The organism is Mycolicibacterium arcueilense, from assembly GCF_058536225.1.
The window spans coordinates 161,168-185,094 of sequence record NZ_JBZTYL010000016.1 but is presented as its reverse complement, the minus strand read 5'-3'; the positions used below and the strand labels follow the sequence as shown (position 1 = coordinate 185,094).

Here is a 23,927-nt window from a genome sequence, read left to right as displayed (position 1 = left end):
GGTGGACGCCCTGGTCGGACTGCTCGACGGCGTGCGCGCACGGGGCGCATTCGTGTTGCGGCTCCGGATGGATCCGCCGTGGTCACTCGCCATCCGCGACGAAGCGCCACTGGCCCTGATCTGCCAGACGCGCGGCGAGGCCGTCATCGTCGGCGAGCACAGCGGCACGTTCCGGCTCGGCCCCGGCGACGTGGCGGTGACGCGCGGCACCGAGAACTACGTCTTCGCCGACGACCCCGCTACGCCGCCGAGCGTGATCATCAATCCCGGCCAGCAGTGCACCACGCTGGCGGGCGAGGATCTGCATTTCGAGATGTCGCTGGGGCTACGCAGCTGGGGCAACAGCGCCGACGGGGCCGCGGAGTCGATCGTCTGCGCCTACGAGGGCCGCAGCGAGGTCAGTGCCCGCCTGCTCGACGCGCTGCCTGCGGTGCTGGTGCTGCGCGCCGAAGAGTGGGACACCCCGCTGGTCGATCTGCTGTCGGTCGAGGCCGGCCACGACGGTTCCGGGCAGGAGGCCTACCTCGACCGCCTGCTCGACCTGCTGCTGATCGCCGTGCTACGTACCTGGTTCGACCGGGACGGCAATGCGCCCGCGTGGTGGCAGGCCGAACGGGATCCGGTCGTCGGGCCTGCGCTCAAGCTGATCTACAACAATCCGGCCCACCCCTGGACGGTGTCCAATCTCGCTACGGCAGTGGGGTGTTCACGTGCGGTCTTCGCGCGCCGGTTCACCGATCAGGTCGGTGAGCCACCGATCGCGTTCCTCACCGGCTGGCGCCTGGCGCTGGCGGCCGACCTGCTGCGCGGCAGCGAGGCCACGATCGCTGCCGTCGCCCGGCAGGTCGGCTACTCCACACCGTTCGCGTTGAGCAGCGCGTTCAAACGGTCCTACGGGGTCAGCCCGAATGAACATCGGGCGCAGGCTGGTTGACTCGTGCCGCGAGCATCCCGGCGACCGAGGTGGTCGCGATGGTGACCAGTGCGCCGAGCATCAGCGCGGCGGGCTCACCTGGCGTCAGCAGGTGCTGCTCGGTGCCCAGCGTCGCGGCGGCGACCGGCACGCCGAGCTGGGCGGCGGAGAGCACCGCCAGCGTCACCGGCTGGCCCAGCAACCGACCTGCACTGTGGGCGAGCACCGCACCGAGCCCCAAAGCCACTCCGAGCCCGATGAACTCGGGTTTGTCGGCAAGTTCGCGAACCTGCAGCGAGGCGCCGAGCCAGATGAAGAACAACGGGCCGAAGAACCCGTCGGTGATCCCGAACAACTGCCTGGCCAGCCGCCTCGGCTCACCGATCGCCGACACCACCAGGCCGAGGGCGAACCCGGCGAGCATGATCGAGACGTGGGTGGCGACGGCCAGCGCTGACAGGCCGAACAGCATCACCAGGCTCAGGCGCAGCTCCAGCGCGAACTTGTGATCCTCGGAGTACCGATGCAGGCGTTTGCGGAGCCCGCGGGCATTCGCGGCACGTAACACGACGAACAACACCACTGCGCAGCCGGCGATGGCCAGCGCACCGAGAGCCGCTCGCGGCGCGTGCTGGATGTCGATCACCAAGGGCAGCAACACGATCGAGGCCGCGTCGGCGATGGCGATCTGCGCGGTCACCGACAGCACGTTCGGCCCCTGCAGGCGCAGGCCGTCGATCACCGGCAGGGCGAGTGCGGCCGACGAGGACGCCATCACCACGGCGTAGAGCGCGGCGTGGCCGGTTCCGAACAGGTGCGCGATCACCACTCCGAGAACTGCGGCCACCGCCCCCACCAACACCGCCCGCACCAGTGCCCTGGGAAGCGCGGTGCGCAACGACGTGTCGCGCACCGGCACGTGGGTGCCGACGACGAACATCACCAACGCGAAGCCGATGTTGGCCAGCAGGGTGAAGGTGGGACCGGTGTGGTCGACGATGCCGAATCCGCTTCCGCCCAGGATGATCCCGACGATCAGTTCACCGATGACCACCGGGATGCGTAACCGCGGGACGGCAGCCAGTGCCGGTCCCGTCAGGCCGATGACCGCGACCAGTGCCAGTGTCTCGAACCCGAACCCGGCCATCCGCACACATTAGGCGCTGATCCAGTTCCCGTGGAAGCCGTAGGGAACCCGCTGCGGCAGTTTGATGGTCGCGACGGGGCCTGCGGTGAAGTCGGACGCATCCAGGATCACGAGGTCGCTGCCATCCCGCTCTGGGTTGTAGACGTAGCCCAGGTACCAACCGTTGCTCTCGTCGGCCGGACCAGCGCCGGGGACGAACACGGCTTCCCCCGGTCCGCCGGGTCCGAGTTCATGGCGCGCGCCGGCGCCGGTGGACAGGTCGTAGCGGACCCAGGCGTTACCCCCGACCGACACCGAGTACCGGGCGGGCAGACCCGCCAACCGATCGTCGATGCGGGGGAATTCCACTCCGAGGTCATCGAGTTGACGCTCGCGGACGGTCCCGGCCGCCAGGTCGATCCGCCACTCCCACAACACGCCCTCGACGTCGAAACCACCGTTGCTGCGCCACAGTTCGGGGTAGCGAACTGCCTGCAACACAATCGAATTGCCGTCATCGTGCGCATTGGCAACGTGGAACACGTAGCACGGATCGATGTCGAACCACCGGATCGGCGCGTCGGGATCATCCCGGCGCAGCACACCGAATCGGGCGCCGTAGTCATCGCTCCAGCGGTAGGGCATGTCACCTTCGCCCTTGACCGCGATGTCGAGGTCGAACACCACGGGCAGGTCCATGAAGATCACATGGCCTGCGGTCATGGCGAAGTCGTGCATCATGGTGTGCGCCTTGACATCCACCGGCCGGTTGACGGTCAGCTCACCGTTGGCGTCCGCGCGGTGATAGGTGACGTAGGGCTCGAAGATGCTGCCGTATCCGAAGAAGTGCAGCTCGCCGGTCGTCGGGCAGATCTTGGGGTGCGCGGTCATCGAGTCGACCAGTTTCCCGCCGAAGTCGTAGGCGCCCACGGTTTCCAGGTCGTTGGTGATCTCGTAGGGCAGCGAGGATTCCACCAGCGCCAGGGTCCTGCCCGCGTGGTTGACGATGTGGGTGTTGGCGACGGCGGAGCGCAGGTTGCGCGTTCCGTCGGCGTTGTACAGCGGGAAGTCCTTGACGAAGCTGTCGGTGCGGACCCAGCGGTTGCGGTACCACTTGGCCGCACCACCCTCGATGCGGACGCCATGGATCATCCCGTCGCCGGTGAACCAGTGCTCGGTCGCCTGGCGGGGGTTCGGGCCGTTGCGCAGGTACCAGCCGTCGAGTTCGGCGGGGATGGCGCCGTCGACGGGCAGGTCGTACTCGGTGAGTTCGTCGGCGACGGGTGCGTAGTTGCCGCGCCGGAAGAAGTCGGTTTCGCCGATGGGCAGGGCTGAGGTCATGCACACAACGGTGACATTCCACAAGTGACATGTCAATAGTGGACGGTAGACTGCCCGCATGAGTCTGCGCATGGCGGCACTTGGCTTGTTGGCACAGCACCCCGGCAGCGGGTATGACCTGCTCAGACGGTTCGAGAAATCGATGGCGAACGTCTGGCCCGCCACCCAGAGCCAGCTCTACGGCGAGCTCAACAAGCTGGCCGGGACCGGCCTGATCGAGGTGTCGGCGATCGGCCCCCGCGGCCGCAAGGAGTACCGCATCACGCCCGCCGGCCGCACCGAACTGGCGCACTGGATCACCAATCCCGCCGCCGATCCACTCGAGCGCAGCGCCGGGCTGCTCCGCGTGTTCCTACTGGGCGAATTGCCTCGCGACCAGGCTCTCGAGCACCTCACCGGGCTGGCCGCCCACTCCGAGTCCGAGGTGGCGCGACTCAAGGAACTGGAGGCATCCATCCTCTGGGCCGACACCGACGAGGACCGGTACGGGCACGCAGCCCTGGAATACGGCCTGCGCTTCAACGCCATGCAGGCCGAGTGGGCACATTGGCTCAAAAAGACTATCGACAACCGATAGATCCCGATATATCGTTGACGCATCGGAAGCGCCAACAGCGCTCCTCCACGACAACGAAGGATTTACCAATGACCAACCCATTCACTTCACCAAACGGCGGCTTCGGCTTCGTCCCCCTTGGCCGCGAAGAGGCTCGCCACATGTTCCACCAGGCCCGCGCCGCACGCCGGGACATGCGCGAGCAGATGCGCGCCCAGGCGCACGCGGCCCGCGAGCAAGCCGCCGACGCCACCTGCCAGACCGGCTTCGGTGGTCCCGGCTTCGGACCCGGTTTCGATCCGCGCGGCGGCCTCGGCTTCGGATTCGGCAACTTCGGCGGACCGTTCGGCGGCGCCAGGGGCCGGGGCGGACGCGGCGGACGACGCGGACGACGCGGTGATGTCCGCGCCGCCATCCTGACCCTGCTGACCGAACGGCCCATGCACGGCTACGAGATGACGCAGGAGATCGCCACCCGCAGCCATAACCTGTGGAAGCCCAGTCCGGGCTCGGTGTACCCCACCCTGCAACTGCTGGTCGACGAGGGCCTGATCACCCCGGCCGAAACCGAGGGCAGCAAGAAGACTTTCGAGCTGACCGAGGAAGGTCGCCAGGCGGCGGCCGCGATCGAGACCGCGCCCTGGGACCAGATCACCGAAGATGCCGACCCCGCTGCGATGAACCTGCGCGGTGCCCTCGGCCAGCTGATGGCCGCCGTCGGGCAGTCGAGCTTCACCGCCACCGAGGACCAGCAGCAACGCATCCTCGACATCGTCAACAACGCCCGCCGCGAGGTCTACCAGGTCCTCGGCGAGGAGTAGCGGCCCGTAGGCTGCGGTTGTGAGCAGCCTCTTCACGATCATCGCGCCGGCCGTCGTCGCAGTCCTGACCGCGGCCGGCGCGGTCATCGGACTTCAATTCCGTGACGTCGACGCCTACGAGCGCCGGCGCGGTATCTGGCAGTGGCTTCTGGTCGTGCTCGCCGCCGCCGCGACCATGGGGGCCGTCGGCTCGGCATCGGGTGTCGAAAGCGGGGACCTGCGGGAAGCCATCATCATGGCGGTGGTCGGCGTGGCCGCCGTCGTCGTCGCGCATGTGATGTGGCGACGACGCGTGCCCGATGCCGAGCCCCGCAACATCGCGATCGCGACGGCCGCCGCCGCGTGCGCGGTCCTGGTGATCGTGGGCGTGACCGCACTGACCTATACCGGGAACAAGGGCTGCCGGCAGGCCCAACTACTGGTGGACTACACGAATGCCAGCTTGGGTGCGCTCACTCCCCCGCCCAGCGACAAGCCCGGTCCGGCCGTGGGCGATTACGAGAACTGGTCGAAACTGATCCACGAGGCGGCCGATCAGGTGACCGACGGCGAGATCGGGCCGCACGCCCGCAAGATGGCCGAACTGTCCGGACAGATCACCGACGCCGTCCGCAACAAGGAGAGTGCCAACCATGCACTTCTCGGGGTTCAGTATTCCGACGAGTTCAAGGCGATCATCGCCAAGTGTCGGCGGTAGTGGGTCAGTCGATCTCCACCCAGTCCAGGGTGCGCGAAACAGCTTTGCGCCAACCGGCGTAACCCCCGTGGCGCTGCTCGTCGTCCCACTGTGAGCTCCAGCGCTGACCTTCCTGCCAGTTGGCCCGCAGGTCGTCGGGGCTCGCCCAGAACCCCACTGCAAGCCCGGCCGCATACGCCGCGCCCAGCGCAGTGGTCTCGGCCACCACGGGCTTGACCACGTCGACACCCAGCACATCGGCCTGGATCTGCATGCACAGCGCATTGGCGGTGATACCGCCGTCGACCTTCAGAACCTCAAGGTGCACACCGGAATCCGCTTCCATGGCCTCCACGACGTCGCGGCTCTGGTAGCAGATCGCCTCCAGGGTGGCGCGCGCCAGATGAGCGTTGGTGTTGAAGCGGGACAGTCCGACGATGACGCCCCGGGCGTCCGAGCGCCAATAGGGTGCGAACAGCCCGGAGAACGCCGGCACGAAGTAGACGCCGCCGTTGTCGGCCACCTGCCGCGCGAGCGCCTCGCTCTGTGCCGCACCGCTGATGATGCCCAGCTGATCGCGCAGCCACTGCACCGCCGAACCGGTCACGGCGATCGAACCTTCGAGGGCGTAAACAGGTTTCGAGTCACCGAACTGGTAGCACACCGTGGTGAGCAGTCCGTTGTCCGAACGCACGATCTTCTCGCCCGTGTTGAGCAACAGGAAATTGCCTGTGCCGTAAGTGTTCTTGGCCTCACCCGGCTCCAGGCACACCTGCCCCACCATGGCGGCCTGCTGATCGCCGAGGATGCCGGTCACCGGAACCTGCCCGGCCAGCGGCCCGTTGTCTCGGGTGCTCCCGAAGGAGGCCGGATTGGATGACGGCTTGATCTCGGGCAGCATCTGCCGCGGGATCGAGAAGAACGACAACAACTCGTCGTCCCAGTCCAGGGTTTCCAGGTTCATCAGCATGGTGCGGCTGGCGTTGGTGACGTCGGTGACGTGCTCACCGCCCCGATAGCCACCGGTGAGGTTCCAGGTCACCCAGCTGTCCGGCGTACCGAAGATCGCGTCACCGTTCTCGGCGTCGCGCCGGACGCCATCGACGTTGTCCAGGATCCACTGGATCTTGCCGCCCGAGAAGTAGGTCGCGGGCGGCAGCCCGGCCTTGCGCCGGATCACGTCGCCGCGGCCATCGCGGTCCAAGGCGGCGGCAATGCGGTCCGTGCGGGTGTCCTGCCAGACGATGGCGTTGTGGTACGGCCTGCCGGTGTGACGGTTCCAGACCAACGTGGTCTCCCGCTGGTTGGTAATGCCCAGCGCAGCAAGGTCCCCGGCCGCCAGGTTGGTCTTGTTCAGTGCGGTCATGATCGCCGCGGAGGTGCGTTCCCAGATCTCCACCGGATTGTGTTCCACCCATCCGGCCTTGGGCAGAATCTGCTGGTGTTCCAGCTGATGGCGGCCCACCTCGGCGCCGGCATGATCGAAGATCATGCATCGGGTGCTGGTCGTGCCCTGGTCGATTGCAGCTACGAAGTCCGCGGACATTCGTACATGATGGCCTACATGGCTCCCGACCCCTCAGATATCGACCGGATGCCCAGAGGCGGATTCCGCGCGTCGTGCCTGGATCGGTTACTGGAAACGGATCGGCAGGAGTACCTGGACCGTGACGATGTGGACGAATCGACCAAGAACCAGGTGATCGGCGCCCTGGACTGGACCGGCCGGTTCTTCAGGAACCATCAGCGCTTCGCCGCGATCGCGCTCGATCTGGTCGCCGACGTAGCCGATCCGCGGATCCTGGAACTGGGCGCCGGGCACGGCGGCGTATCGCGGCAGCTGCTGGCCGACCATCCGTCCGCACAGGTCACCGTCACCGACCTCGATCCGGATTCGGTCGCCCGCATCGCCGCGAGTGACCTCGGCAGCCATCCCCGCGCGGAGGTCCGCCAGATGGACGCCACCGAGATCGATGCCGCCGAAGACAGCTACGACCTGGTCCTGTTCGCCTTGTCGTTTCACCATCTGCGCCCGGCGCAGGCCGCGCGGGTGTTCGCCGAGGGCACCCGGGTTGCCGAAACGCTGCTGATCATCGATCTGCCGCGACCGCCCGCCCCGCTGCACCTGTTGCGCCTGGCGACGATGCTGCCCATGGCCGCAGTGCTGCCGTTCGTGCACGACGGGGTCATCAGCTCGCTGCGCAGCTACAGCCCCTCGGCATTGCGCAGCCTGGCCCGCCACGCCGACCCGTCGATCGAGCTCACGCTGCGCGGCGGGCTGAACCTGCCGCAGATCGTGATCGCCCGAAACGGCCGGTGATTGCCGTCAGGCGCGCCGTTTGACCTGCGGTGCCACCGAGAAGAGGTCGGCGACGGTGGAAGCCAGTTCCAGGAAGGCCTGCCGGGTCGGCCGGCTGAGGAAACCGAGATCCACCTCGGCACCTTCGGCGAGGTGATCGTCGAACGGAATCACGTGCAGGGCCCGCACCCTGGGCAAGAAATGGTTGGACAGCTGCCCCATGTCCAGCCCCAGTGCACCGGGGCGCGAGGCGCTGACCACCACGACCGCCTTCGGCACCAGGTGCGAATAACCGTTGCGCTCAAGCCAATCCAACGTGGCAAGGGCGCTCCGCGCCGAGTCGATGGCAGGCGATGCGACGATCACGATCGCATCAGCCACATCCAGCACTCCCGCCATCGCCGAGTGCACCAGCCCGGTGCCGCAGTCGGTCAGGATGATGTTGTAGAAGCGCTGCAGCACACTCAGGACACCGCGATAGTCGTGCTCCGAGAACGCCTCTGAGGTGGCCGGGTCCCGCTCGGAGGCCAAGATCTCCAGGCGGCTGGTGCTCTGGGAGGTGTGGCGGCGGATGTCGGAGTACCGCGAGATGCCGTCGTCGATGAGCACGTCGCGCACCGTGGAACTGCATTCGTTGGGTCCGCGCTGGGCCAGCGTGCCGAAGTCGGGGTTGGCATCCACCGCGATCACCCGGTCACCGCGGGTCGCGGCAAGTGTCGCCCCCAACCCAACCGTGGTGGTGGTTTTGCCCACTCCACCCTTCTGAGACAGCAGGGCGATGTTGAACGGTCCACCGACCACCGGTTGGTTGACCCGATCCATGAGGGTCTTGTGGGCCGACTCCTGCTCGGAGACACCGGGATTCATACCCGTGGCCCGGTAGACGGCTTTGCGCCAACCCGACCTCGGGGTGGGCGAGGCACGGACCAGGCCGAGTTCGCCGTTGCTGGGCACCACCGACGGACGCTGACCATCTGCGGTCCGCGGTGTGATGGACGTGAACGGCGTCGGCTCCGGGGGCCCAACGCTCAACCGCTCGTCGTCGCTGTCGGTCATGGCTACTTCCCTCCGGTCAACTCGATGCCGTCATGCCGAGTACCTGTTTGAGCGCGGCCCGCATGTCCACCGGCTCGATCCGCATCAGCTGCGCTTCGTCGAGTTCCGACAGATTCATGCCGTGGAGTTCACTGAGCCGGTATTCGCGTTCCTCTTCGGCTGCCTCGATGACGTTACGGACGAAGCGGCCGTTACCGGCCAGATCGATGCTTGGACGCAGTTGTCCCGACTGGTCGAGCGCCTCGCTCTGGCACAGCCCGATGCACGCGGTGACGAGTTCTTCGTAAGCGGCGTCCGACAATTCGGAGTCTCTGGTGCGGGCGACGAGCTTGCCGATATCCCCGAGTTCGTGCGGACCGTAGGAGCTGAATCGGATTCGTTTGGTGAATCGCGACGCGAGGCCGTCGTTGGAGGCCAGGAATCGATCGATCTCACCGTCGTAGCCGGCGATGATGACCACCAGGCGGTCGCGGTCGTTCTCCATGCGGGCCAGCAGGGTGTCGACCGCCTCACGGCCGAAGGCGTCGCCGCCGGACAGTCCGGTCTGGATCAACGTGTAGGCCTCGTCGATGAACAGCACGCCGTCCATGGCCGAGTCGATCAGCGCGGTGGTTTTGATCGCGGTACTGCCGAGATGCTGGCCGACGAAATCGTGGCGTTTGGCCTCCACGATGTTCGGCGTGCGCAGCAACCCCAGCCCGCAGTAGGTCTGCGCCACGACCCGGGCGATCGTGGTCTTGCCGGTTCCGGGCGGGCCGGTGAACGCCAGGTGCAGACTGCGCGCGGCCGAACTGAGCCCCTTGTCCCCGCGGACCTTTGCCAGCATCGCCGCCGACTTCAATTTGGCGACTTGGAGTTTGACCTCTGACAAGCCGATCTGTCGGTCCAGTTCCTGCTGCGCCGCCTGTAGGTATTCGTTGCCCCGTTCCGACAGATCGTCCGCCAGGAGGTCCTCTGCCGACGGCACGCTGGCCGGGTCCCAGCGGTCGGTACGCGAGTCGACGATCTCCTTCGAGGTGACCACCAACCGGTACTTCGGATCGGCCAGCGCCGCAGCGTTGGCCTCGAATCCCGGGTCCTCGCTGTAGATCCGTTCGAAGATCACCCGGGCGTCCTGCTCTTCGCCCATCTCCCGCAGGGTCAGCCCCTTGCAGAACTCCGCGGCCCGCCGCGCTCCCGGAACCGGACCCTCGACGGCCCGGTCGAGCCGGCGGATACCCTCTCCGAACAGTCCCATCTGTGCACACGCCGATCCGACCATGAGATCAGCGCCGGCGCCGATGTAGTTGTCGGTGAACGATCCCGATCTGCTCAACGCGCTCAGCACGTCGGGCCAGCGCTGCGTCGTGAAGTGCAGTACGCCACGGATGTACGCACGGATCTCAGCGGTGTCGCCGTCGGATGCGGTCGTGGCCTGGTCCAGCTTGTCGAGCACCTGCTCGGCCTCGTCGAAATCTCTGGCGCCGATCATGCTGGCCGCGTAGGCGAGCCACATCTCGGTCTTGGTGCTCAACGGGTAGTCGAGGTAGAGGCCGGTCTGGAAGCGTCCACTCAATGCCCGTTGCGGCAGACCGAGTCTGCGCTGCTCGCGGAACAACGTGAGTGTGCTGGTTCGGTACAGGTGGTAGACGACCTCGGGGCCGGTGTCGCCGGCGGCGGCGCGACCCAGCCACGCGTCGCACATATCCGGGTCATATTCCGTGGCCCGACGGAACGCGAGGGCCGCGTAGGGCAGGTCGCGCTCGGTCTCCAATCCGTCGATGGGAATGCCGAGCGACAGCACTCCGGCATCGAAAACCCGCTGCGCATCGGTGGATCCATTCATCGGAGGTGACACATCTCCTCACTGCAGCCTCAGCCGCGATTCGCCCGCGAGTGTACTAAGTTGAGCAGAATGTCACAGCCGGTGCAGTCACCTGGCGGAACGATTTCGGTGCACACCACCGAACGGGGTCTGCCGGTCGCACTTCGCCTCGACGCCGTCGAGTTGAAGAAGCCACCCGCACAACTGGCCGACGAAATCCTGGCGTTGTGCCGCTTGTCTGCGGCCCGCGCCCAGGTCGAACGCAGGCGTGACCTGGCCGAAAAGGGTTACAGCGCATCGGTCATCGAACCCTTGCAGTTGGCGACCGCGGAGGAGTTGGCCCGCGCCGAAGACGAGGTGCAGGGCGAGGAGGGCGAGCTACCGTCCACCTGGGGCAGGTCGGTATGACCGGGCTCGCCGACTCGCTGGTCGGGCGCATCCGCAAGCAGCGTGACCTGGTGCAGGCGATGGATGAGCACTGCCAATCGATTTCGGCACGGGTCACCAGCCGTGACGGGAACGTCAGCGCCGAGGTCGACGGCATGGGCGCCCTCACCGGGCTGTGGCTCGGGCCCGCCGCGCACAAGCTGGGTACGGACGCACTCGCCAAGCTGATCGTCGAAACCGCCGACGCTGCCGCGCAGGTAGCGACGGCCCGTCAGCAGTATCTGTCTCAGGAGTTCGCGCAGCGCATGCAGGAACTGAACCAGGCTCCGCTGACGCGATGGGACGGCAGCGCCTTCGAACCGAAGGGCTAGTTTCGCTCATCTGTCACCCGGGCGGGTTTCACGCTGACAATCCGCTATCGGCCTTGGTAATTGACGTTCGCTGTCGATATTCGAATCGGTTACCGCACAGGGAGTTACCCGCAATCATCGGCAGGCGCGCATGGATTGGGCGGCATCGCAAGATGATTCACTCGCGCCACGTCGCCCCCTGATCCGGCAAACACCCGGCGACAGCACCTTCCCAGCGTGCACGCAGAAACCACTCAAAAATCACCGCGATCAGCAATTTTCTCCATTGCACTAATTACCGAAACGAACGATCTACACGGATTATTCGCGGAAAATTCAGTTAGCTGCAGAGGGTGGCCGCGGCTATAGTTTATTGGTCTCGTGCCCACACAACCCCCGCTTCCAGCTGGAAAGGTATCAGCACGATGAGCGACATTTTCGCCGCCCAACCTTCGGGAATGGCTACCTTTTCCGCTGCGAACGAGGCGGCCGCATCCGCGATAACCACAGCTGGATCGGCCGACTCAGCGGCGATGCTGATGTCCGCGGCAGCTGCACTCGGACCGATCGGTGCGGTCTATCTGGCAGCATTCGGCCCAGCTCAAGCCAATAATTTGGCCGGCACACTGCTCGTGGGCGGAGTGCACGCCGCCACCGGAGCCGCCACCGAAGGGGCCCGCTCCGCCGTCCTGTCCAACGACGACGCCTAGGCCCGACGCCATATGCCCACAGTTTTGCCTCCCCAGCCGGTAACGCCAGTTGGACAGTTGGCTCAACGCGTTCCCGGCTACGACGCCACACCGGTCATAGCTGCTCAAGAACAGAATCTGCAAGACTTTCTGAATTTGCCAGTCCGACAAATTCTTGACCGGCTGGGTTTGCCGCCAATTGCGGATCAAAAGCCCGCAGAAGAACCGCCACCCGAAGGTCAACCCGAACAGCAGCCACCGGCGAATCCCATGGATCCGAGTGCCTTGATCAGCCCCGTCACCGATGCCCTCAGCACGCTGGGCAGCGGCATGTTCGATGGGGTCGATCCGACGACGATGCTGCCGGCCATCGCCAAGATGTTCCAGTCCACCGGCGGTCCGATGGCGAAGTCGGTCAGTGCGGCGGGCGACGCCTGGCAGGGCGCGTCCGGTACCGCCGCGGCGGCCAAGACCACGACAGCCATTTCCGACGGCGCCGAGGTAGGTGCCCAATCCGATGCGCTGAGTAGCAGTTTGACCACGGCCGCCGCCGACGTCGGACAGGCCAGGGTCCGACTCATCGCCATCATCACCGAGTTCGCCGCGACGATTGCCGCCATCGGGCCCATGATCATCTTCCCGTGGGGGTGGGCCGCCGCAATCGCCGCTGCCAACAAGGCAATTGCCACCACAGCCGAGGTGATGACCGAACTGCAGACCTCACTGGCCACCCAGGCCGCCCAGGTCACCACGGCCGGTGCACCGGTGGGCATCACCGCCGCACCCGAGGGTGCCTCGTCGCTGGCCGGACTGGCCCCGCTGATGCCGATGGCGATCAAAGGCGCCGAGGCAGGAGTGCAGGCCGGCACCGGCGCGGCGTCGGCAGCCAGTCAGAACGCCGCGAATCCCGCGATCGATCCGATGGACCCTGCCGCCGACGCTGCGGGAGAAGGTGAAGGCGACCCCGCGCTCGCGGGCGGTGGAATGGGCGCCGGCGGTGTCGGCGGCGGAATCGGGGGCGGCGGCATGCCCGGACCCCGGTCACTACCGATGTCAGCCATGATTCAGGCCGAAACTACCAGCGCCCCAGCACAATCAGCCGGGCCGCGGGTCGGCGGTGTCGGCTCACCGGGCATGATGGGCGGCGCACCCATGGGGGCGATGGGCGCGGGCGCCGGGCAGGGTGCGAACGCCTCGTCCGGCAACAACCACACTTCGGCGTCCTTCCTGCACACCACCGACCAAGGCAGCGAGATCGTCGGCGATCTCGGCACTGCGGCACCCCCGGTCCTCGGGGAGGCCGACCCGTATCAGACTCCGGACGTCGAACTCCGGATCTAGTCATCCCAACCAAGGAGAACGGTCATGGCCGACAGCGACGGAATGTCCATCCAGCCCGCAGAGGTGCAGGAGATCAGCCGCCAACTCGACGAACTCGCCAACCGGGTAGGGCGGGTGATGACCGACGAGGCGCCCAACCTCACGGTGACCCCGTCGGGCCGTGACGAGGTGTCACAACGAGTTGCCCAGACTCTCAACGAGGTCCACACCTCGTTCGGGACCTCCACCGACCAGGGGATGGCCGAGGTCCACGAGGTGGCGGCGACACTGCGCGGTCATTCGTCCAACATTGCCGCCTCGGAGGACTTCGCCGGCTGACAGTCATTCCTACATCTGCTTCTGTTCTGCGAGGGGAGGTTTCTGGGCGTGGGGTTCACCGACGTTGCGTGGGAGTCACGCAGCACCGAGCAGCTGGCGCGTGACCTCACCGAGGGGCCCGGTCCGGCATCGGTCGGGGGTGCCGGCGCAGCCTGGATCCGGGTCGCCAACGAATTGGCCAACGTCTCAGTCGATTTCGACAAGCTCGTGGCCCGTCTGCGGACCGCCTGGGACAGCCAGGCCTCCAACGCGGCGGCACAGCGCCTGGAAGAATTCGGTCAGTGGCTGCAGGCGATCAGCCTCAGCGCGGCAGCCAACGGTCAACGCGCCGAGGAGGCCGCGGTCGCCAACACGGTGGCGGTGCTCGCCATGCCCAGCGTGTCGGAGGCCGTCGAGGCACGGGCGGCCCAGGACATGATGGCCTCGCTGGCCGCATACAACGGGGCCGTGCTGACCGGGACGTTCGCCGAGTTCGACGCGGCCGCCACCGCCGATGCGGCCAACGCAGCGGCCGTCATGCAGCAGTACGAGGAGGCCGCTGCTCCCCTGGCCCAGCCGTGGGAGCAGCCCCCACCTCCACAGGTGTCGAAGGGCAATGCCCTGGCGGCCGAACAGGGCGGTGAAGGGGCACCCGGCGGTGGCGGCGCGGCAGCAGGTGGCGCCCCTGCGGTGCCGCCCCCGCCGCTCGCGCCGATGGTCGCACCGAGCATCAAGTCGAGCACCGACCCGAAGGCGTTGCAGAAGACCGGATTCGCCGGCAGCGGCGGTTCCTCGGGCACCGGGATGGGTGGCACACCCTATGCGCCGATGGGCGCCATGGGCCGTAACGACCAGAGCCGCGACTACGAGTCGGTGCAACCCGCGGCGACCCTCGACGGGGCGGGAGAACCCGGCGCCGGGGTGTCCGACGCCGGGCAGTCCTGGCTTCCCACCGCGCAGCAGAACGACGCACCGTTCATGGTGTCGAACGTCAGTTGGGGTCCGGATACCGCGGTGTTCGACGAACTGGCTGCCCCCGAGGTACCCGCAGGCGAGGGCTTCGCCGACGAACCCGAGCGCACGCTCGAGCAGGTGGACAACCGTTGGGTCACTCCGCCGGTGATCGGCGTCGACCGGGGGCTGAGCCTATGACGGCATCGCTTGCCCCAGTCGTCACGGACGACGAACTTCAGGTTCTGGCAGCGAGACTCGGTGTCCAGTCCCTGCCGTTGGTGTTGAATCTGCGATCCCGGCATCCCACCGGAACCGCTCGGGCCGAGGCAGTCGGCCGAGCGACCAGAACCCTGGCCGAGCGCGGCCTACTGCCGGGCGGGGAGGTGGGCCCCGATCTCGCCGAGATCGTGCAGTCGCTGCAACGGCCCGACCGTGAGCTCGCGATGCGCCTGGTCACCCCCGACGGGCTGGCCCGCGTCGCGGTCGTGCGCCACGGCACCCGGTGCGTCGCGGCCTGCCGGGTCGGTGACGAGATCACCTTGGACCTGATCGACGACGGCGCCAACCTTTCCAGCGCCACTGGCGCCCTGCTGCGTCGGCTGCCTGCGTCCGTCCCCGCCGAGATCAGTCCCGTCGGTGCGCCGCTGACCGAGGTCGTCCAGGCCCTGTCTGACACCCATGACCCCACCGAGTTGTCCGACCGGATCCGGGCGCTCGGGGCCGACACCCGCACCGCGATGATGCTGGGCTCGGCACTGGCCGCACGGCTGGCCTTCGCCGAGATCGTCTACCACGCACTCGATGCCGAACTGGACCGGATCTCACGTTCTGCCGGGGCGGTCGGCGTGTTCTACACCAAACGCGGACGGATCGTCGGCGCCCCGAGCTCCTCACCCAGCGGGCAGTTGTGGACCACCCTCAAGCCGGGGTCGGATCACACGGTCAAGCAGGCCATCGGCCAACTTGTCGAGCTGTCCGGCTACAGATGGGGGGACCGCTAGATCCGCTCCGTGTTCAACAGCGAATTCTCAACCACCGTCCGGCGATTCATGCCGGTTTCGACAAAGAGAGGTAAGGCATGACGCTCCATCTGACGCCCGCGGAAGCCCAGAGCAAGATCGAGAACATCGACAAACAGATGATGGATGTCAGGCGGCTGGCTTCCCAGATCCTCGACCAGACCGAGGCGATGACCGCCAGTTCCTGGACGGGCGGCAAGGCGGCGAAGTTCCGCGGCATCATGACGCAGCATCACGAGGACTTCAACTACGTCATCAACAACCTGCAGCACATCGTCGACAAGGGTAAGTCCGATATCAACGCGCTTGTCAGCCACGACGCCGACTAGAAATCGAAAGGTTTGATCAATGGATACGGATAGCATTCGGTACCAGTACGGATCCAACTACGCGTCCCTGGACGACATTCAGGGCGCGACCAACAACGCGCAGGCCATGCGCGAGGAGGTAAGCCAGGTCTTCACCGCGTTGCAGGGCGTATACGAGGGCGAGGCCGCTGCGACGCTGCACACGCAGCAGACTCAGATCCTGCAGCAGATGGACGCGATCCTGAACGAGATCACCCAGACCAGGTCCGGCGGAAATCAGTCGCAGGAAGACGCCGCGGCACTCGACAGGCATCTTGCGGGCGGCTTCTAGCAAGGCCGTTCGTCGGCGGGCTCGGTCGATGGCTCCATCGCGACCGAGCCCGCTTACGCATCCGGTTTCCAGCTGCCAGAGAGAAAGGGGCTCAACGTGATCACCGACAAAGTGGCCCCGCTACGCCATGACGTCGAGCCGTGGTTCATGAGTGGCTTCGACTTCCGGTGCTTGTGTGAAGTGATCGGCCTCGACCGGCTGCCGTTCCCTCTGGCATATCGAAACAGCAAGCAGCAGTACAAGGGTGAACTGGAGGCCGATCGGCAGACCGCTCTGGCCCGTCAGCGCGCCGGGATGACCCCTGTTCGACTTCTCATACTCGACGCCCTTCGCTCCCCGGTGTTCCTACTGCAGGGGTTCGGACAGATCGAGGAAGGCACCGGGACACGGCTGTATCGCCTGTTCGGTGTGATCGGAACGTCGGGTTATTGCGCCGTCATCACCCAGGATCCCAGCCGAGAGACCATCTTCGGCGAAGACATCCAGATCATCGGGTGCGCCAACATCGACTTTCCACCGGTCGTCCTCGAGGCTTTGCCTGACTACCAGCCCGGCACCAGACCACGGCAGGATGGCCTGTTCGAGGACGAGACTCCCGCGAAGGTTCTGCGTGACGCGCGCGTCACCGGTTCAATTCTCCTGTCGGGGTCTTCGGAATTCACGAAGGATTACACCCTGCGCAACGAGAACCACCTGACCTTGATCAACGTTGCCGACGACGGTGCATACCTGGTCAACGAGGGCCTCACTTCGTTCCAGATCATTCCGGCGACTGTCGCCAACATGCTGGCCGCCTTCAAGAAGGTCGAGACTGCGCAGTCGCAGGCCGCAGAAGATCGACTTGCCGCGGCGCGATCGGACCGAGAGTTCAATGGCCTTCCTTAGTACGGTTTCGACGTACATACCGGGCGGCACGGACAGCGCCGGTCGCCCGATGCACCTCGCGACCGCAGCATCGGAAATGCAGTCGGTGCACGAGATGGTGGAAATCGCTGCGCGGCAAATCAGTCCGTCCGCGCTGTCCGCGGCAGCAGACAGCATGGCGGCATCTTTTCATTGCGGCACCCTGTACCAGGGTGAACATTTCTGGCCGATCACGAATTCAATCCAGCAGTCGGTGCTGGGCAGGACGTCGGCCGGTTCCGCGACCGAGATCCGGCAGTTCTGTTCTGGTGGCTTGTACGGCCTGATGCTCGCCGACGCGGTGCTACAGGCGGGTTGGGCCGGCGACCACGCCATGGTGACCGGCGGCGACAGCATCTTCTACTTCGACCGGCACGAGTACGCGGCCAGCCCGGCGACCGAGGGTTCGCTGTTGGGTGACAGCGGTTTCTGCGCACTCCTGAACCGGACCGAAGGGTTCGCCCGAGTTGTGTCTGCCGCGGCACGGTCCCACAATCCGTCGGCCGGCATGATGCACGGCCGGGCTGACGGCGCCATAGATGACCCGACGTTTCCGACTCTGGCGGATTGGATCGCGCGGTGGGAGAACTATGACCGACGTGGCCCAGGCACGGTGAAGGACAACGCCATGGCCAGTTTTCGGGTAGCGGTCGGCACCGTGATCGAATGCTATGAACGCGCTGGCCTCAAGCCGGAAGACATCGATTGGTTTGCCCCGTCATTCATCAAGCCGAGACAGGTGACAGACGCGCTGGCAATGTATTCCAAGCTGCGGCCGACCCCCGGTCTGCATGAATTCGCGGCAGAGTTCGGGCATCTGACCGTCTCGGACTTCGGGGTGAGCCTCGCCTATCTGATGAACCACAAGATCGCCAAACCGGGCGACCTGGTCATGCTGTTCGCGGCCGGGAATTTCGTCAACTCGGCCGCGGTCCTGCTTCGAATCGAGAAAGAGGTGACGTTGCCGTTCAATGCAGCACGATCAGATCCAGCCCGACCGTAATGATCGCCGAAGAGGAGAACCATGACCAGTCCCTGGGGCGGCCTGGACGCCGCTACCGCTGATGGAAAGCTCTACCTACATCTCGAGCCGGGTGTTGTCGACCAACTCGAGACGAGTGCCTTCAAACCTTACGAGGACAAGTTGCAGGCGATCATCACGAATGCCTTGGACGACACCACAGGCTACTTCGGTGCAAATTCCAAGAACGACTTGGCGAAGGCCATGGAGACGGCGTTCAACGCGAAGGGTAAAGCGCTGACCGATTACGTCAGGGAGCAGCTGGCTCAGACCACAGATTTCGTGAAAACCGCAAAGGACGCTGCGAATGCCCTGAAGGCGCATGATGGCAGCTAGCCCTCGCAAACAGGCCAGCAGGTAGCAGACGATGAGCGGCTTCGGAAATGAAATGGGCGCCTTGTTCGGCGGCGAGATGGTCACCTCGTACGCCCCCAACTGGACCCAATCGGAGTGGGACACCCTCATGGGAGACGGTGGCCCGCCAAGTCGCTGGACTTTCGACAGCGACAGTTTGGAAGACAAGTCCGTTGTGGGCATACATAAAGACGAACATGTCCCAGACAAAGACCCGGCGAATATCGACACTTCAACGCTCGACGAAATTCCAGGGTTGACATCCGATCGAAGTGTTCAAGATGCAGTGACCGCGGCAACCACTGGCGGCAAAGCCATCAACTGGGAGAGCTGGACCTTCGGAGAGCTTCGCACAGAAGCCGCCGCGTTGAAGCCTACGGATATCAATACGCTGGCAGGCAACTGGACGACTCACGGGGCCAACCTGAAGGAGATTTCCGAGACCTTCAGGGACAACGTCGACAAGGCAATTGAGGGAAAGTGGTCCGGCGACAGTGCCACCATGGCTGAAGCGGCGTCCAAGCAGGTGACCAAGACTTCAATCTACGACTTTGCCGCATCGTCGGAGGAGATCTCTGACCGGCTGAAGGTACTGAGTGCCGCATTCGACACGGTTCAAACCAAATTCAAGGAGTTCGACAATCACAACCTGATCGAAGATGTTGACAACAAAAATTGGAAAAATCTCCAAGACGAAGTGACCAAATTCAACAACGAGTACCACTTCGACGACACAGGCCATCTGAGGAACCGCGATGGCGGCTATGTGAACGTAGATACCGCGGTCGACGCAAAGAAACGACTCCAGCAATCGATAGATGATTACACCGCCGCGGTGCAGGTCTTTGACGACACGTACGCGCCGGCCATCGCAGCGGTCGCCACGAATTTCCCCAATCTTCCTCCGCTGCCGAACATGAAGTTCGAGGCTCCCACCGATCCGACCGGCCCCGGCGGGCCGGGCGGAGGACCGGGTGGTACGAGCCCGTTCAGTCCGGGCGGCGGCCCCGGAGGCATCAAGCCCTTCGACAAGTCGGCTCTCGACAAGCTGAACGCCAACAAACCGACCGACCTCGACAAGCTCAAACCGATCGACCAAAAGCCCATCGACCAAAAGGATCTCACCACTGATCCCACCAAGGATGCTCTCGAGAGCCTGACCGACCCTGCCAAGTCGGCGATGGACACGGCAACCAACGCCGCCAAGGACGCGATGGGCCAGGCGATGGATGCCGCCAAGAACGCCGCCCAACAGAATCCGCTCGGCGACATGCCGAAGGGCCCGCCCGAGGGTGTCCTCGGCCTCGGTCCGCAGGGACTCGGTGGTGCGGGCGCCGGCAAGGGTGCCGGCGGCGCCGGCGGCGGAGTTCCATTGCGGGGCCTCCCAAGTGCCCTTCCGACGGGAGCGCCCGCGACCGCCGCGGCGAAGATGCCCGCCGGGGCGGCCGGGGCCGGTGCCGGTCTCGGTGCGGGCGCGGGCAGTCCCGGAGCGGGTGCCCCGGCCGCGGGCCAACGCGCCGGCGATCAGAACGGCAAGGGCCACCAGGTCAACAAGGCGTTGCGCCGCAAGAAGAACGGTAAGGACGTCATGGGCGACTCGGAGGCCTCGGTACCCGTGGTCGGCGCCGACGAGGAAGCGGAGCAGTCGGAGAACGCGAGGCCCGAGCAGCCCGAGTCTCGCCGCCGCATTCCGCAGCGCGGCACCACCTGGAAGCCCGACTCGGCTGTCCAGCCCGGACCCGCGCGACAACCTCAGTCGCAGCAGTTCACTCCGGGTCGTTCAGAGTGAGTCAGGGCTTGTCTTGTTGTTCCAGGGCGTCGGCGGTGAGGTGCAGGCCGTCGGCGTAGTAGTCGAGCAGGTCGGTCTTCGCGGTGATCGATCCGTCGACCCAATCCAGCTGTGCCTTATAGCCTTTGCCGCCGTCGGCGAACTGCTTGCCGATCTTGTCGTGCCCCCAGGCTTCGCCTTCACCGCTGAGCATCTGCATCAGCGCTGTTTGCACGGCTTTCATGTCGTTGCTGACGGAGGCGAGGTATCGCGCGGTGCCCCGCAGGTCGGCCGGCGTGACGCCCAGCGGTACGGTCATCGCGCGCTCCTCACGGTGGGGTAGTCGTCGGGTTCGTCACTGCCGTTGAAATGCCTCGCCTGCTGCGGCGCCACGGTCGACAACAGATCTCTGATGTCGGGTACACCCTCGACGATGTCGGACAGCGACGGCATCCGCTCCCGTCGCTCGGCCAGTGGTGCGAGCAGTTCCGCCGATTTCAGCGCGACGTCACGGGCGGCGTCCTGGGCTGCGCCGGTGATGTGCCGACCGAGGTCGGCGAGATCGTGGTCATCCAAGTATGTTTCGCTGACCGCAGTGTCGATGACGACGCCGTCGCAGTCCACGGTCACCGTGACGGTGCCATCAGCACTGGTGGCCGATGAGGATAGCGTTGCCCGCTCCTCCTCGACCACGGCAAGATCGGCGAACTGTTCCTGCACGAGCGCAAGCGCATCGATGAGTTCATGGCGTGCCGCGTCGTTGTCCACGTCTAGTCCCCGTCTCCCCCGCCATTCGCCGCCGCGGCGCCCCCGCCGTCCGCCGTCGACGCCCTGTTGCTGTGCGCCGCGGCTCGGCCCCTGACCCCGCCGGTGACCGCAGTGGGCACCGATCCGAGGACGGAAACCGGGTCGATCTCGCTGCCGGTGGCCAGTGCACCGGTCACCTTCTTCGACATGCCTGCGACGTATCCGACGGCTGCACCCTTGACCGTCGAATTTCCCACCAGCCGCTGGCCGTAGATGCTGACCGTGCCCTGGGTGGCACCACCGACGGAGTTGGCGAGTGCGACGGTTCCGAGCCGGTTCCAGTCGTAGCCGTTCTGATGTCCCTTGGACTGCTGGATGTTCTGGATGAACAGTTCCTGCCCGAGAGCCTCGGCCGCCTCGACGCCGGACTTCTTGATGATCCGGTGCACCGTGGTCTTGGTCATCGCCTTGCCCAGGTCGGTCATGAGGTCTTTGAGCGCCACCGACACCATCCGCTGGATCGCGGCGGAGGTCGAAGCCTCGATGAGCGGGATCTCAGCTGCTGATGCTCCGAAGGTGACCGAGGTCTGAGCCAGTGCCCAGGAGATCTCGAACGCCGCGATGGCCAACGACGTCAAGATCTGCAATTTGGTGTATTCGATGTTCTTGCCGGTACTTTCGGCGAGCTCACCGAGTGCCGCCATCGCATCGGCGAGTTTGTCGACCGTGGCATCACCGTCGAACAGCAACGCGAACTGCTGGTCAGCGGTGCCGGCGGTCACACCCTGCAGGACTGCACTGGTGCTGGCGCGCATTCGGTTCAGTTCGGGTATCAGCTCTCTCAATTGTTCGGCGCGACTACCCCATTCACCGCCGATGCGATACATCGCGTCTTCGTCACCCTTGGGCCATTGCGAGCCGACGAGATACGACACCCATTGCAGCGGGCCGGGAATCTGCAGGGTCATCCGATCCCCCATCGGCGAAAAGTTCCGTGCAGCATCGCAATTCACGTTATTGCGCGATACCGCAGACCGCCATGTCAGACGGCCTTGTTCGCCGAGAGTTCAGCTGCCCGCCAGTTCTAGGTCAGCAGACCCGCCAAGCTCAGCTGGTTGGCTGCAGCGTCCACCTGCGCGTCGGGGAGATCGTCGAACACTGCCGCCACGTCGTCGACCGTGGCAGTGCCCTCGGTGGCGACCTCCAGCAGTGCCTGGCACCGATCGAGCGTGTCCGCCCCGGTCTGAGTCACCATCGCGGCGACTGTTGCCTCCGGTGTCCAGACTGCCGGAACCGGTATGTCGAGTTCGCCGGAGGTGTCGGTTGGGCCGCGATGCCACTGACCGTTCGCCCACCAGAAGCAGAAGCTCAGCAGTCCGTTGCGATTTCGGGTGTTCAACACGGAGTCGTTGACCCACGCCGGGGCTCCGCCGTAGAGGTCGGGTAGCGGACCACCGCCGTTGTAAGCAGCTTCCAGCAACCCGCTATTCCATTTTCCACCGGAGAGGACCGCGCGGTCACCGGGCAGCAGGAACAGCGTCGACCCGCTGCGGGCATCGCTCTCGAACCAGGCATACCCGGGATAGATCCGCGGGCCCCAGCCCGACCCGATTCCGACATAGGCGGCCGACAGCACCGCCCACCGCGCCAGCAGATCGGGAAGCGGCGGGATCTGGTCGGTGACGACGGCGTCGCGCCCGGCGGCCTCGTCGGCCCGGGCCGCGTCCGCAGCCCGGGCGGCGTCGCGCCCCTGCGCATCGGGCCCGGCGGTGTAGCCGGCAAGCCACACCGGCACCTGCGTACGCGGATAGGTGTCGAGGTCGTTGCGGTAGTGCTCTGCGGCGACGATCTGGTCGTCCGGGAACGGCTCGTCGCCGTAGTCGTAGTCGACCGTCGCCTGACCGGTGTTGGTGACGTTCAGCAGCAGTCGCCACCAGGGTCCGGCACTCATGCGGGCCGAGATCTCTCGTTGTTCGCGCACCAGGTCGGCGATCGGCTGCGGCACCGGGACCAGGCCCGTCCGGTCCTGAGCCCAGAACTGCAGCTGGGCGATCTGGGAGGTGACGGTGAAAGCGAACACCGCGGAGAATTCCTCCCAGCCTTCTGGGCCGAGCTGCGCCAACTGCTGCACGATCGAGTCGATGAGGCGGGAGGCATCCTCGGCCGTCGCAGCGTCCGCACTGGTCGGTGCGTCGCCGACGGGCGCGGGTGGCTCGTCGACGATCGTGAAGTCGGCGATCACGCCCGGGTCGTCGGCGGCAGCCAACCGGAACTGCCGCTCGAACTCGGCCATGAAGGCCGCTTCGTCGGAGGCGTCACCGTTCGACTGAGCCGCACCGTTCGACTTGGCCGCGGGTTCCTGCGCGCTGAACTGGTCGCGCGCCTGCTGCGGTGGAATCGACGACGACACCTCTTCGATGCGCCCGGAGTCTCCCACCAGGAAGATCGACCGCCCGACCGGGATATCCAGGAACGCCATCGGATCGCTGTCGTCGACATCGACCGGTGCGTACACGCTCCAGCCCTTGTCGAAGCGATCGGCTGCCAGACCTTCGGTCGGATAGTCGAGCCCTCGCGACCTGATCCAGTCTGCGACCATCGAGATCGCCTGCGTCGCTTCCATCGCGTCTACCTTCCCGTGTTCTTCTGCTCGGCTTCGATCACATCGGCGAGTGCAGCGCGTTCGGCCTGTTGCCTGGCCAGGAGGGCTGCGCTGAATGCTGTCCACTCCGCATCCTGCTCCGGTGTCATCTGGGTGCCGTGCATCTCCGATTCGACATCAGGATGGATCTCCAGGAACTGGTTGAACAGCGCGCCCATCTCCCGGCTGTGCTTGCGGTTGAGCTCAATTCGTCGCGGGTCCATG

Annotated in this window: 27 protein-coding genes and 1 pseudogene; 18 read left to right on the top strand and 10 right to left on the bottom strand. The window is 65.7% G+C overall.

Features of this window, described 5'->3' with window-relative positions:
• Position 1: 1 nt before the first annotated feature.
• A complete protein-coding gene (locus AC4LGL_RS19480) occupies positions 2–934 on the top strand; it encodes an AraC family transcriptional regulator (protein WP_491840221.1) in 933 nt (310 codons plus the stop codon).
• On the opposite strand, the gene AC4LGL_RS19475 is transcribed toward AC4LGL_RS19480, so the two are convergent.
• Positions 900–2,060, bottom strand: a complete 1,161-nt coding sequence (locus tag AC4LGL_RS19475) for a cation:proton antiporter (protein WP_491840220.1) — start codon at positions 2,058–2,060, stop codon at positions 900–902. The two genes, AC4LGL_RS19480 and AC4LGL_RS19475, sit on opposite strands and share 35 nt — an antisense overlap.
• A 9-nt stretch (positions 2,061–2,069) precedes the next feature.
• Positions 2,070–3,380 (bottom strand): carotenoid oxygenase family protein, encoded by a 1,311-nt coding sequence (locus tag AC4LGL_RS19470; RefSeq protein ID WP_491840219.1) that lies wholly within the window; start codon positions 3,378–3,380, stop codon positions 2,070–2,072.
• Between the two features lie 58 nt (positions 3,381–3,438).
• On the opposite strand from AC4LGL_RS19470, the gene AC4LGL_RS19465 reads away from it, so the two are divergent.
• The 3 genes from AC4LGL_RS19465 to AC4LGL_RS19455 all read left to right on the top strand — a co-directional run bounded on the left by AC4LGL_RS19465 (position 3,439) and on the right by AC4LGL_RS19455 (position 5,454).
• Positions 3,439–3,957: a PadR family transcriptional regulator gene (locus AC4LGL_RS19465; protein WP_491840218.1), complete on the top strand. Its 519-nt coding sequence runs from the start codon at positions 3,439–3,441 to the stop codon at positions 3,955–3,957.
• A 68-nt stretch (positions 3,958–4,025) separates the two neighbouring features.
• Complete coding sequence (locus tag AC4LGL_RS19460) at positions 4,026–4,757, top strand: PadR family transcriptional regulator (protein ID WP_491840217.1); 732 nt, start codon at positions 4,026–4,028, stop codon at positions 4,755–4,757.
• A gap of 19 nt (positions 4,758–4,776) precedes the next feature.
• A complete protein-coding gene (locus AC4LGL_RS19455; protein ID WP_491840216.1) occupies positions 4,777–5,454 on the top strand; it encodes a hypothetical protein in 678 nt (225 codons plus the stop codon).
• Between the two features lie 4 nt (positions 5,455–5,458).
• Here the strand turns inward: AC4LGL_RS19455 and glpK are convergent, their stop codons facing one another.
• Positions 5,459–6,979: a glycerol kinase GlpK gene (gene glpK / locus AC4LGL_RS19450; protein ID WP_491840215.1), complete on the bottom strand. Its 1,521-nt coding sequence runs from the start codon at positions 6,977–6,979 to the stop codon at positions 5,459–5,461.
• Between the two features lie 9 nt (positions 6,980–6,988).
• Here glpK and AC4LGL_RS19445 point away from each other — a divergent pair, with 9 nt between their 5' ends.
• The gene (locus tag AC4LGL_RS19445) at positions 6,989–7,753 is read left to right on the top strand and encodes a class I SAM-dependent methyltransferase (protein ID WP_491840214.1); all 765 of its coding nucleotides are present in this window, start codon (positions 6,989–6,991) and stop codon (positions 7,751–7,753) included.
• A 6-nt stretch (positions 7,754–7,759) separates the two neighbouring features.
• On the opposite strand, the pseudogene AC4LGL_RS19440 reads toward AC4LGL_RS19445, so the two are convergent.
• A pseudogene (locus tag AC4LGL_RS19440) lies at positions 7,760–8,749 on the bottom strand (MinD/ParA family ATP-binding protein); the annotation flags it as partial.
• A gap of 55 nt (positions 8,750–8,804) precedes the next feature.
• Positions 8,805–10,613, bottom strand: coding sequence for a type VII secretion AAA-ATPase EccA (gene eccA, locus AC4LGL_RS19435; protein WP_491840213.1), 1,809 nt, complete (start codon positions 10,611–10,613; stop codon positions 8,805–8,807).
• Between the two features lie 69 nt (positions 10,614–10,682).
• On the opposite strand from eccA, the gene AC4LGL_RS19430 reads away from it, so the two are divergent.
• From AC4LGL_RS19430 to AC4LGL_RS19370, 13 genes are all read left to right on the top strand, one after another.
• Entirely contained in the window at positions 10,683–11,000 is a 318-nt protein-coding gene (locus AC4LGL_RS19430) for a hypothetical protein (protein ID WP_491840212.1), read from the top strand.
• Positions 10,997–11,350: a YbaB/EbfC family nucleoid-associated protein gene (locus AC4LGL_RS19425; protein ID WP_491840211.1), complete on the top strand. Its 354-nt coding sequence runs from the start codon at positions 10,997–10,999 to the stop codon at positions 11,348–11,350. Before AC4LGL_RS19430 ends, AC4LGL_RS19425 begins: the two co-directional genes overlap by 4 nt.
• 437 nt (positions 11,351–11,787) lie before the next feature.
• On the top strand, positions 11,788–12,039 hold the full coding sequence (locus tag AC4LGL_RS19420) for a hypothetical protein (protein WP_491840210.1): 252 nt from the start codon (positions 11,788–11,790) through the stop codon (positions 12,037–12,039).
• A gap of 249 nt (positions 12,040–12,288) precedes the next feature.
• Entirely contained in the window at positions 12,289–13,359 is a 1,071-nt protein-coding gene (locus AC4LGL_RS19415) for a hypothetical protein (RefSeq protein WP_491840209.1), read from the top strand.
• A gap of 24 nt (positions 13,360–13,383) precedes the next feature.
• Positions 13,384–13,677, top strand: coding sequence for a PE family protein (locus AC4LGL_RS19410; RefSeq protein WP_491840208.1), 294 nt, complete (start codon positions 13,384–13,386; stop codon positions 13,675–13,677).
• 48 nt (positions 13,678–13,725) lie between these two features.
• Positions 13,726–14,808 carry a PPE domain-containing protein gene (locus AC4LGL_RS19405; RefSeq protein WP_491840207.1) on the top strand — a complete coding sequence of 361 codons (1,083 nt, stop codon included), beginning with the start codon at positions 13,726–13,728 and terminating at the stop codon, positions 14,806–14,808.
• Positions 14,805–15,611: an ESX secretion-associated protein EspG gene (locus tag AC4LGL_RS19400; protein WP_491840206.1), complete on the top strand. Its 807-nt coding sequence runs from the start codon at positions 14,805–14,807 to the stop codon at positions 15,609–15,611. Before AC4LGL_RS19405 ends, AC4LGL_RS19400 begins: the two co-directional genes overlap by 4 nt.
• Positions 15,612–15,688: 77 nt before the next feature.
• Positions 15,689–15,958 (top strand): WXG100 family type VII secretion target, encoded by a 270-nt coding sequence (locus AC4LGL_RS19395; RefSeq protein ID WP_003883841.1) that lies wholly within the window; start codon positions 15,689–15,691, stop codon positions 15,956–15,958.
• A gap of 19 nt (positions 15,959–15,977) precedes the next feature.
• Complete coding sequence (locus AC4LGL_RS19390; protein ID WP_491840205.1) at positions 15,978–16,268, top strand: hypothetical protein; 291 nt, start codon at positions 15,978–15,980, stop codon at positions 16,266–16,268.
• A 96-nt stretch (positions 16,269–16,364) separates the two neighbouring features.
• Positions 16,365–17,153, top strand: coding sequence for a hypothetical protein (locus AC4LGL_RS19385; RefSeq protein ID WP_491840204.1), 789 nt, complete (start codon positions 16,365–16,367; stop codon positions 17,151–17,153).
• A 154-nt stretch (positions 17,154–17,307) separates the two neighbouring features.
• On the top strand, positions 17,308–18,174 hold the full coding sequence (locus tag AC4LGL_RS19380; RefSeq protein ID WP_491840203.1) for a 3-oxoacyl-[acyl-carrier-protein] synthase III C-terminal domain-containing protein: 867 nt from the start codon (positions 17,308–17,310) through the stop codon (positions 18,172–18,174).
• A gap of 21 nt (positions 18,175–18,195) precedes the next feature.
• The gene (locus AC4LGL_RS19375; protein ID WP_491840202.1) at positions 18,196–18,528 is read left to right on the top strand and encodes a hypothetical protein; all 333 of its coding nucleotides are present in this window, start codon (positions 18,196–18,198) and stop codon (positions 18,526–18,528) included.
• A gap of 31 nt (positions 18,529–18,559) precedes the next feature.
• Complete coding sequence (locus AC4LGL_RS19370; protein ID WP_491840201.1) at positions 18,560–20,335, top strand: hypothetical protein; 1,776 nt, start codon at positions 18,560–18,562, stop codon at positions 20,333–20,335.
• Between the two features lies 1 nt (position 20,336).
• On the opposite strand, the gene AC4LGL_RS19365 is transcribed toward AC4LGL_RS19370, so the two are convergent.
• From AC4LGL_RS19365 to AC4LGL_RS19345, 5 genes are all read right to left on the bottom strand, one after another.
• Positions 20,337–20,633, bottom strand: a complete 297-nt coding sequence (locus AC4LGL_RS19365) for a WXG100 family type VII secretion target (RefSeq protein WP_491840200.1) — start codon at positions 20,631–20,633, stop codon at positions 20,337–20,339.
• Positions 20,630–21,082, bottom strand: coding sequence for a YbaB/EbfC family nucleoid-associated protein (locus AC4LGL_RS19360; protein WP_491840199.1), 453 nt, complete (start codon positions 21,080–21,082; stop codon positions 20,630–20,632). Before AC4LGL_RS19360 ends, AC4LGL_RS19365 begins: the two co-directional genes overlap by 4 nt.
• Positions 21,083–21,084: 2 nt before the next feature.
• A complete protein-coding gene (locus tag AC4LGL_RS19355) occupies positions 21,085–22,029 on the bottom strand; it encodes a WXG100-like domain-containing protein (protein WP_491840198.1) in 945 nt (314 codons plus the stop codon).
• 116 nt (positions 22,030–22,145) lie between these two features.
• A complete protein-coding gene (locus tag AC4LGL_RS19350; protein ID WP_491840197.1) occupies positions 22,146–23,684 on the bottom strand; it encodes a hypothetical protein in 1,539 nt (512 codons plus the stop codon).
• Positions 23,685–23,689: 5 nt separating this feature from the next.
• Positions 23,690–23,926, bottom strand: coding sequence for a hypothetical protein (locus tag AC4LGL_RS19345; RefSeq protein ID WP_491840196.1), 237 nt, complete (start codon positions 23,924–23,926; stop codon positions 23,690–23,692).
• Position 23,927: the final 1 nt, after the last annotated feature.

Bases quoted from the DNA above. Each gene is read 5' to 3' on its own strand.
- AC4LGL_RS19345 (WP_491840196.1), bottom strand. From the start codon at position 23,926: ATGGACCCGCGACGAATTGAGCTCAACCGCAAGCACAGCCGGGAGATG.
- AC4LGL_RS19425 (WP_491840211.1), top strand. From the start codon at position 10,997: ATGACCGGGCTCGCCGACTCGCTGGTCGGGCGCATCCGCAAGCAGCGT.
- AC4LGL_RS19370 (WP_491840201.1), top strand. From the start codon at position 18,560: ATGAGCGGCTTCGGAAATGAAATGGGCGCCTTGTTCGGCGGCGAGATG.
- glpK (WP_491840215.1), bottom strand. From the start codon at position 6,979: ATGTCCGCGGACTTCGTAGCTGCAATCGACCAGGGCACGACCAGCACC.
- AC4LGL_RS19430 (WP_491840212.1), top strand. From the start codon at position 10,683: ATGTCACAGCCGGTGCAGTCACCTGGCGGAACGATTTCGGTGCACACC.
- AC4LGL_RS19380 (WP_491840203.1), top strand. From the start codon at position 17,308: ATGGCGGCATCTTTTCATTGCGGCACCCTGTACCAGGGTGAACATTTC.
- AC4LGL_RS19350 (WP_491840197.1), bottom strand. From the start codon at position 23,684: ATGGAAGCGACGCAGGCGATCTCGATGGTCGCAGACTGGATCAGGTCG.
- AC4LGL_RS19445 (WP_491840214.1), top strand. From the start codon at position 6,989: ATGGCCTACATGGCTCCCGACCCCTCAGATATCGACCGGATGCCCAGA.
- AC4LGL_RS19365 (WP_491840200.1), bottom strand. From the start codon at position 20,633: ATGACCGTACCGCTGGGCGTCACGCCGGCCGACCTGCGGGGCACCGCG.
- AC4LGL_RS19415 (WP_491840209.1), top strand. From the start codon at position 12,289: ATGGATCCGAGTGCCTTGATCAGCCCCGTCACCGATGCCCTCAGCACG.
- eccA (WP_491840213.1), bottom strand. From the start codon at position 10,613: ATGAATGGATCCACCGATGCGCAGCGGGTTTTCGATGCCGGAGTGCTG.
- AC4LGL_RS19470 (WP_491840219.1), bottom strand. From the start codon at position 3,380: ATGACCTCAGCCCTGCCCATCGGCGAAACCGACTTCTTCCGGCGCGGC.
- AC4LGL_RS19390 (WP_491840205.1), top strand. From the start codon at position 15,978: ATGGATACGGATAGCATTCGGTACCAGTACGGATCCAACTACGCGTCC.
- AC4LGL_RS19355 (WP_491840198.1), bottom strand. From the start codon at position 22,029: ATGACCCTGCAGATTCCCGGCCCGCTGCAATGGGTGTCGTATCTCGTC.
- AC4LGL_RS19400 (WP_491840206.1), top strand. From the start codon at position 14,805: ATGACGGCATCGCTTGCCCCAGTCGTCACGGACGACGAACTTCAGGTT.
- AC4LGL_RS19475 (WP_491840220.1), bottom strand. From the start codon at position 2,060: ATGGCCGGGTTCGGGTTCGAGACACTGGCACTGGTCGCGGTCATCGGC.
- AC4LGL_RS19375 (WP_491840202.1), top strand. From the start codon at position 18,196: ATGACCAGTCCCTGGGGCGGCCTGGACGCCGCTACCGCTGATGGAAAG.
- AC4LGL_RS19410 (WP_491840208.1), top strand. From the start codon at position 13,384: ATGGCCGACAGCGACGGAATGTCCATCCAGCCCGCAGAGGTGCAGGAG.
- AC4LGL_RS19420 (WP_491840210.1), top strand. From the start codon at position 11,788: ATGGCTACCTTTTCCGCTGCGAACGAGGCGGCCGCATCCGCGATAACC.
- AC4LGL_RS19395 (WP_003883841.1), top strand. From the start codon at position 15,689: ATGACGCTCCATCTGACGCCCGCGGAAGCCCAGAGCAAGATCGAGAAC.
- AC4LGL_RS19460 (WP_491840217.1), top strand. From the start codon at position 4,026: ATGACCAACCCATTCACTTCACCAAACGGCGGCTTCGGCTTCGTCCCC.
- AC4LGL_RS19465 (WP_491840218.1), top strand. From the start codon at position 3,439: ATGAGTCTGCGCATGGCGGCACTTGGCTTGTTGGCACAGCACCCCGGC.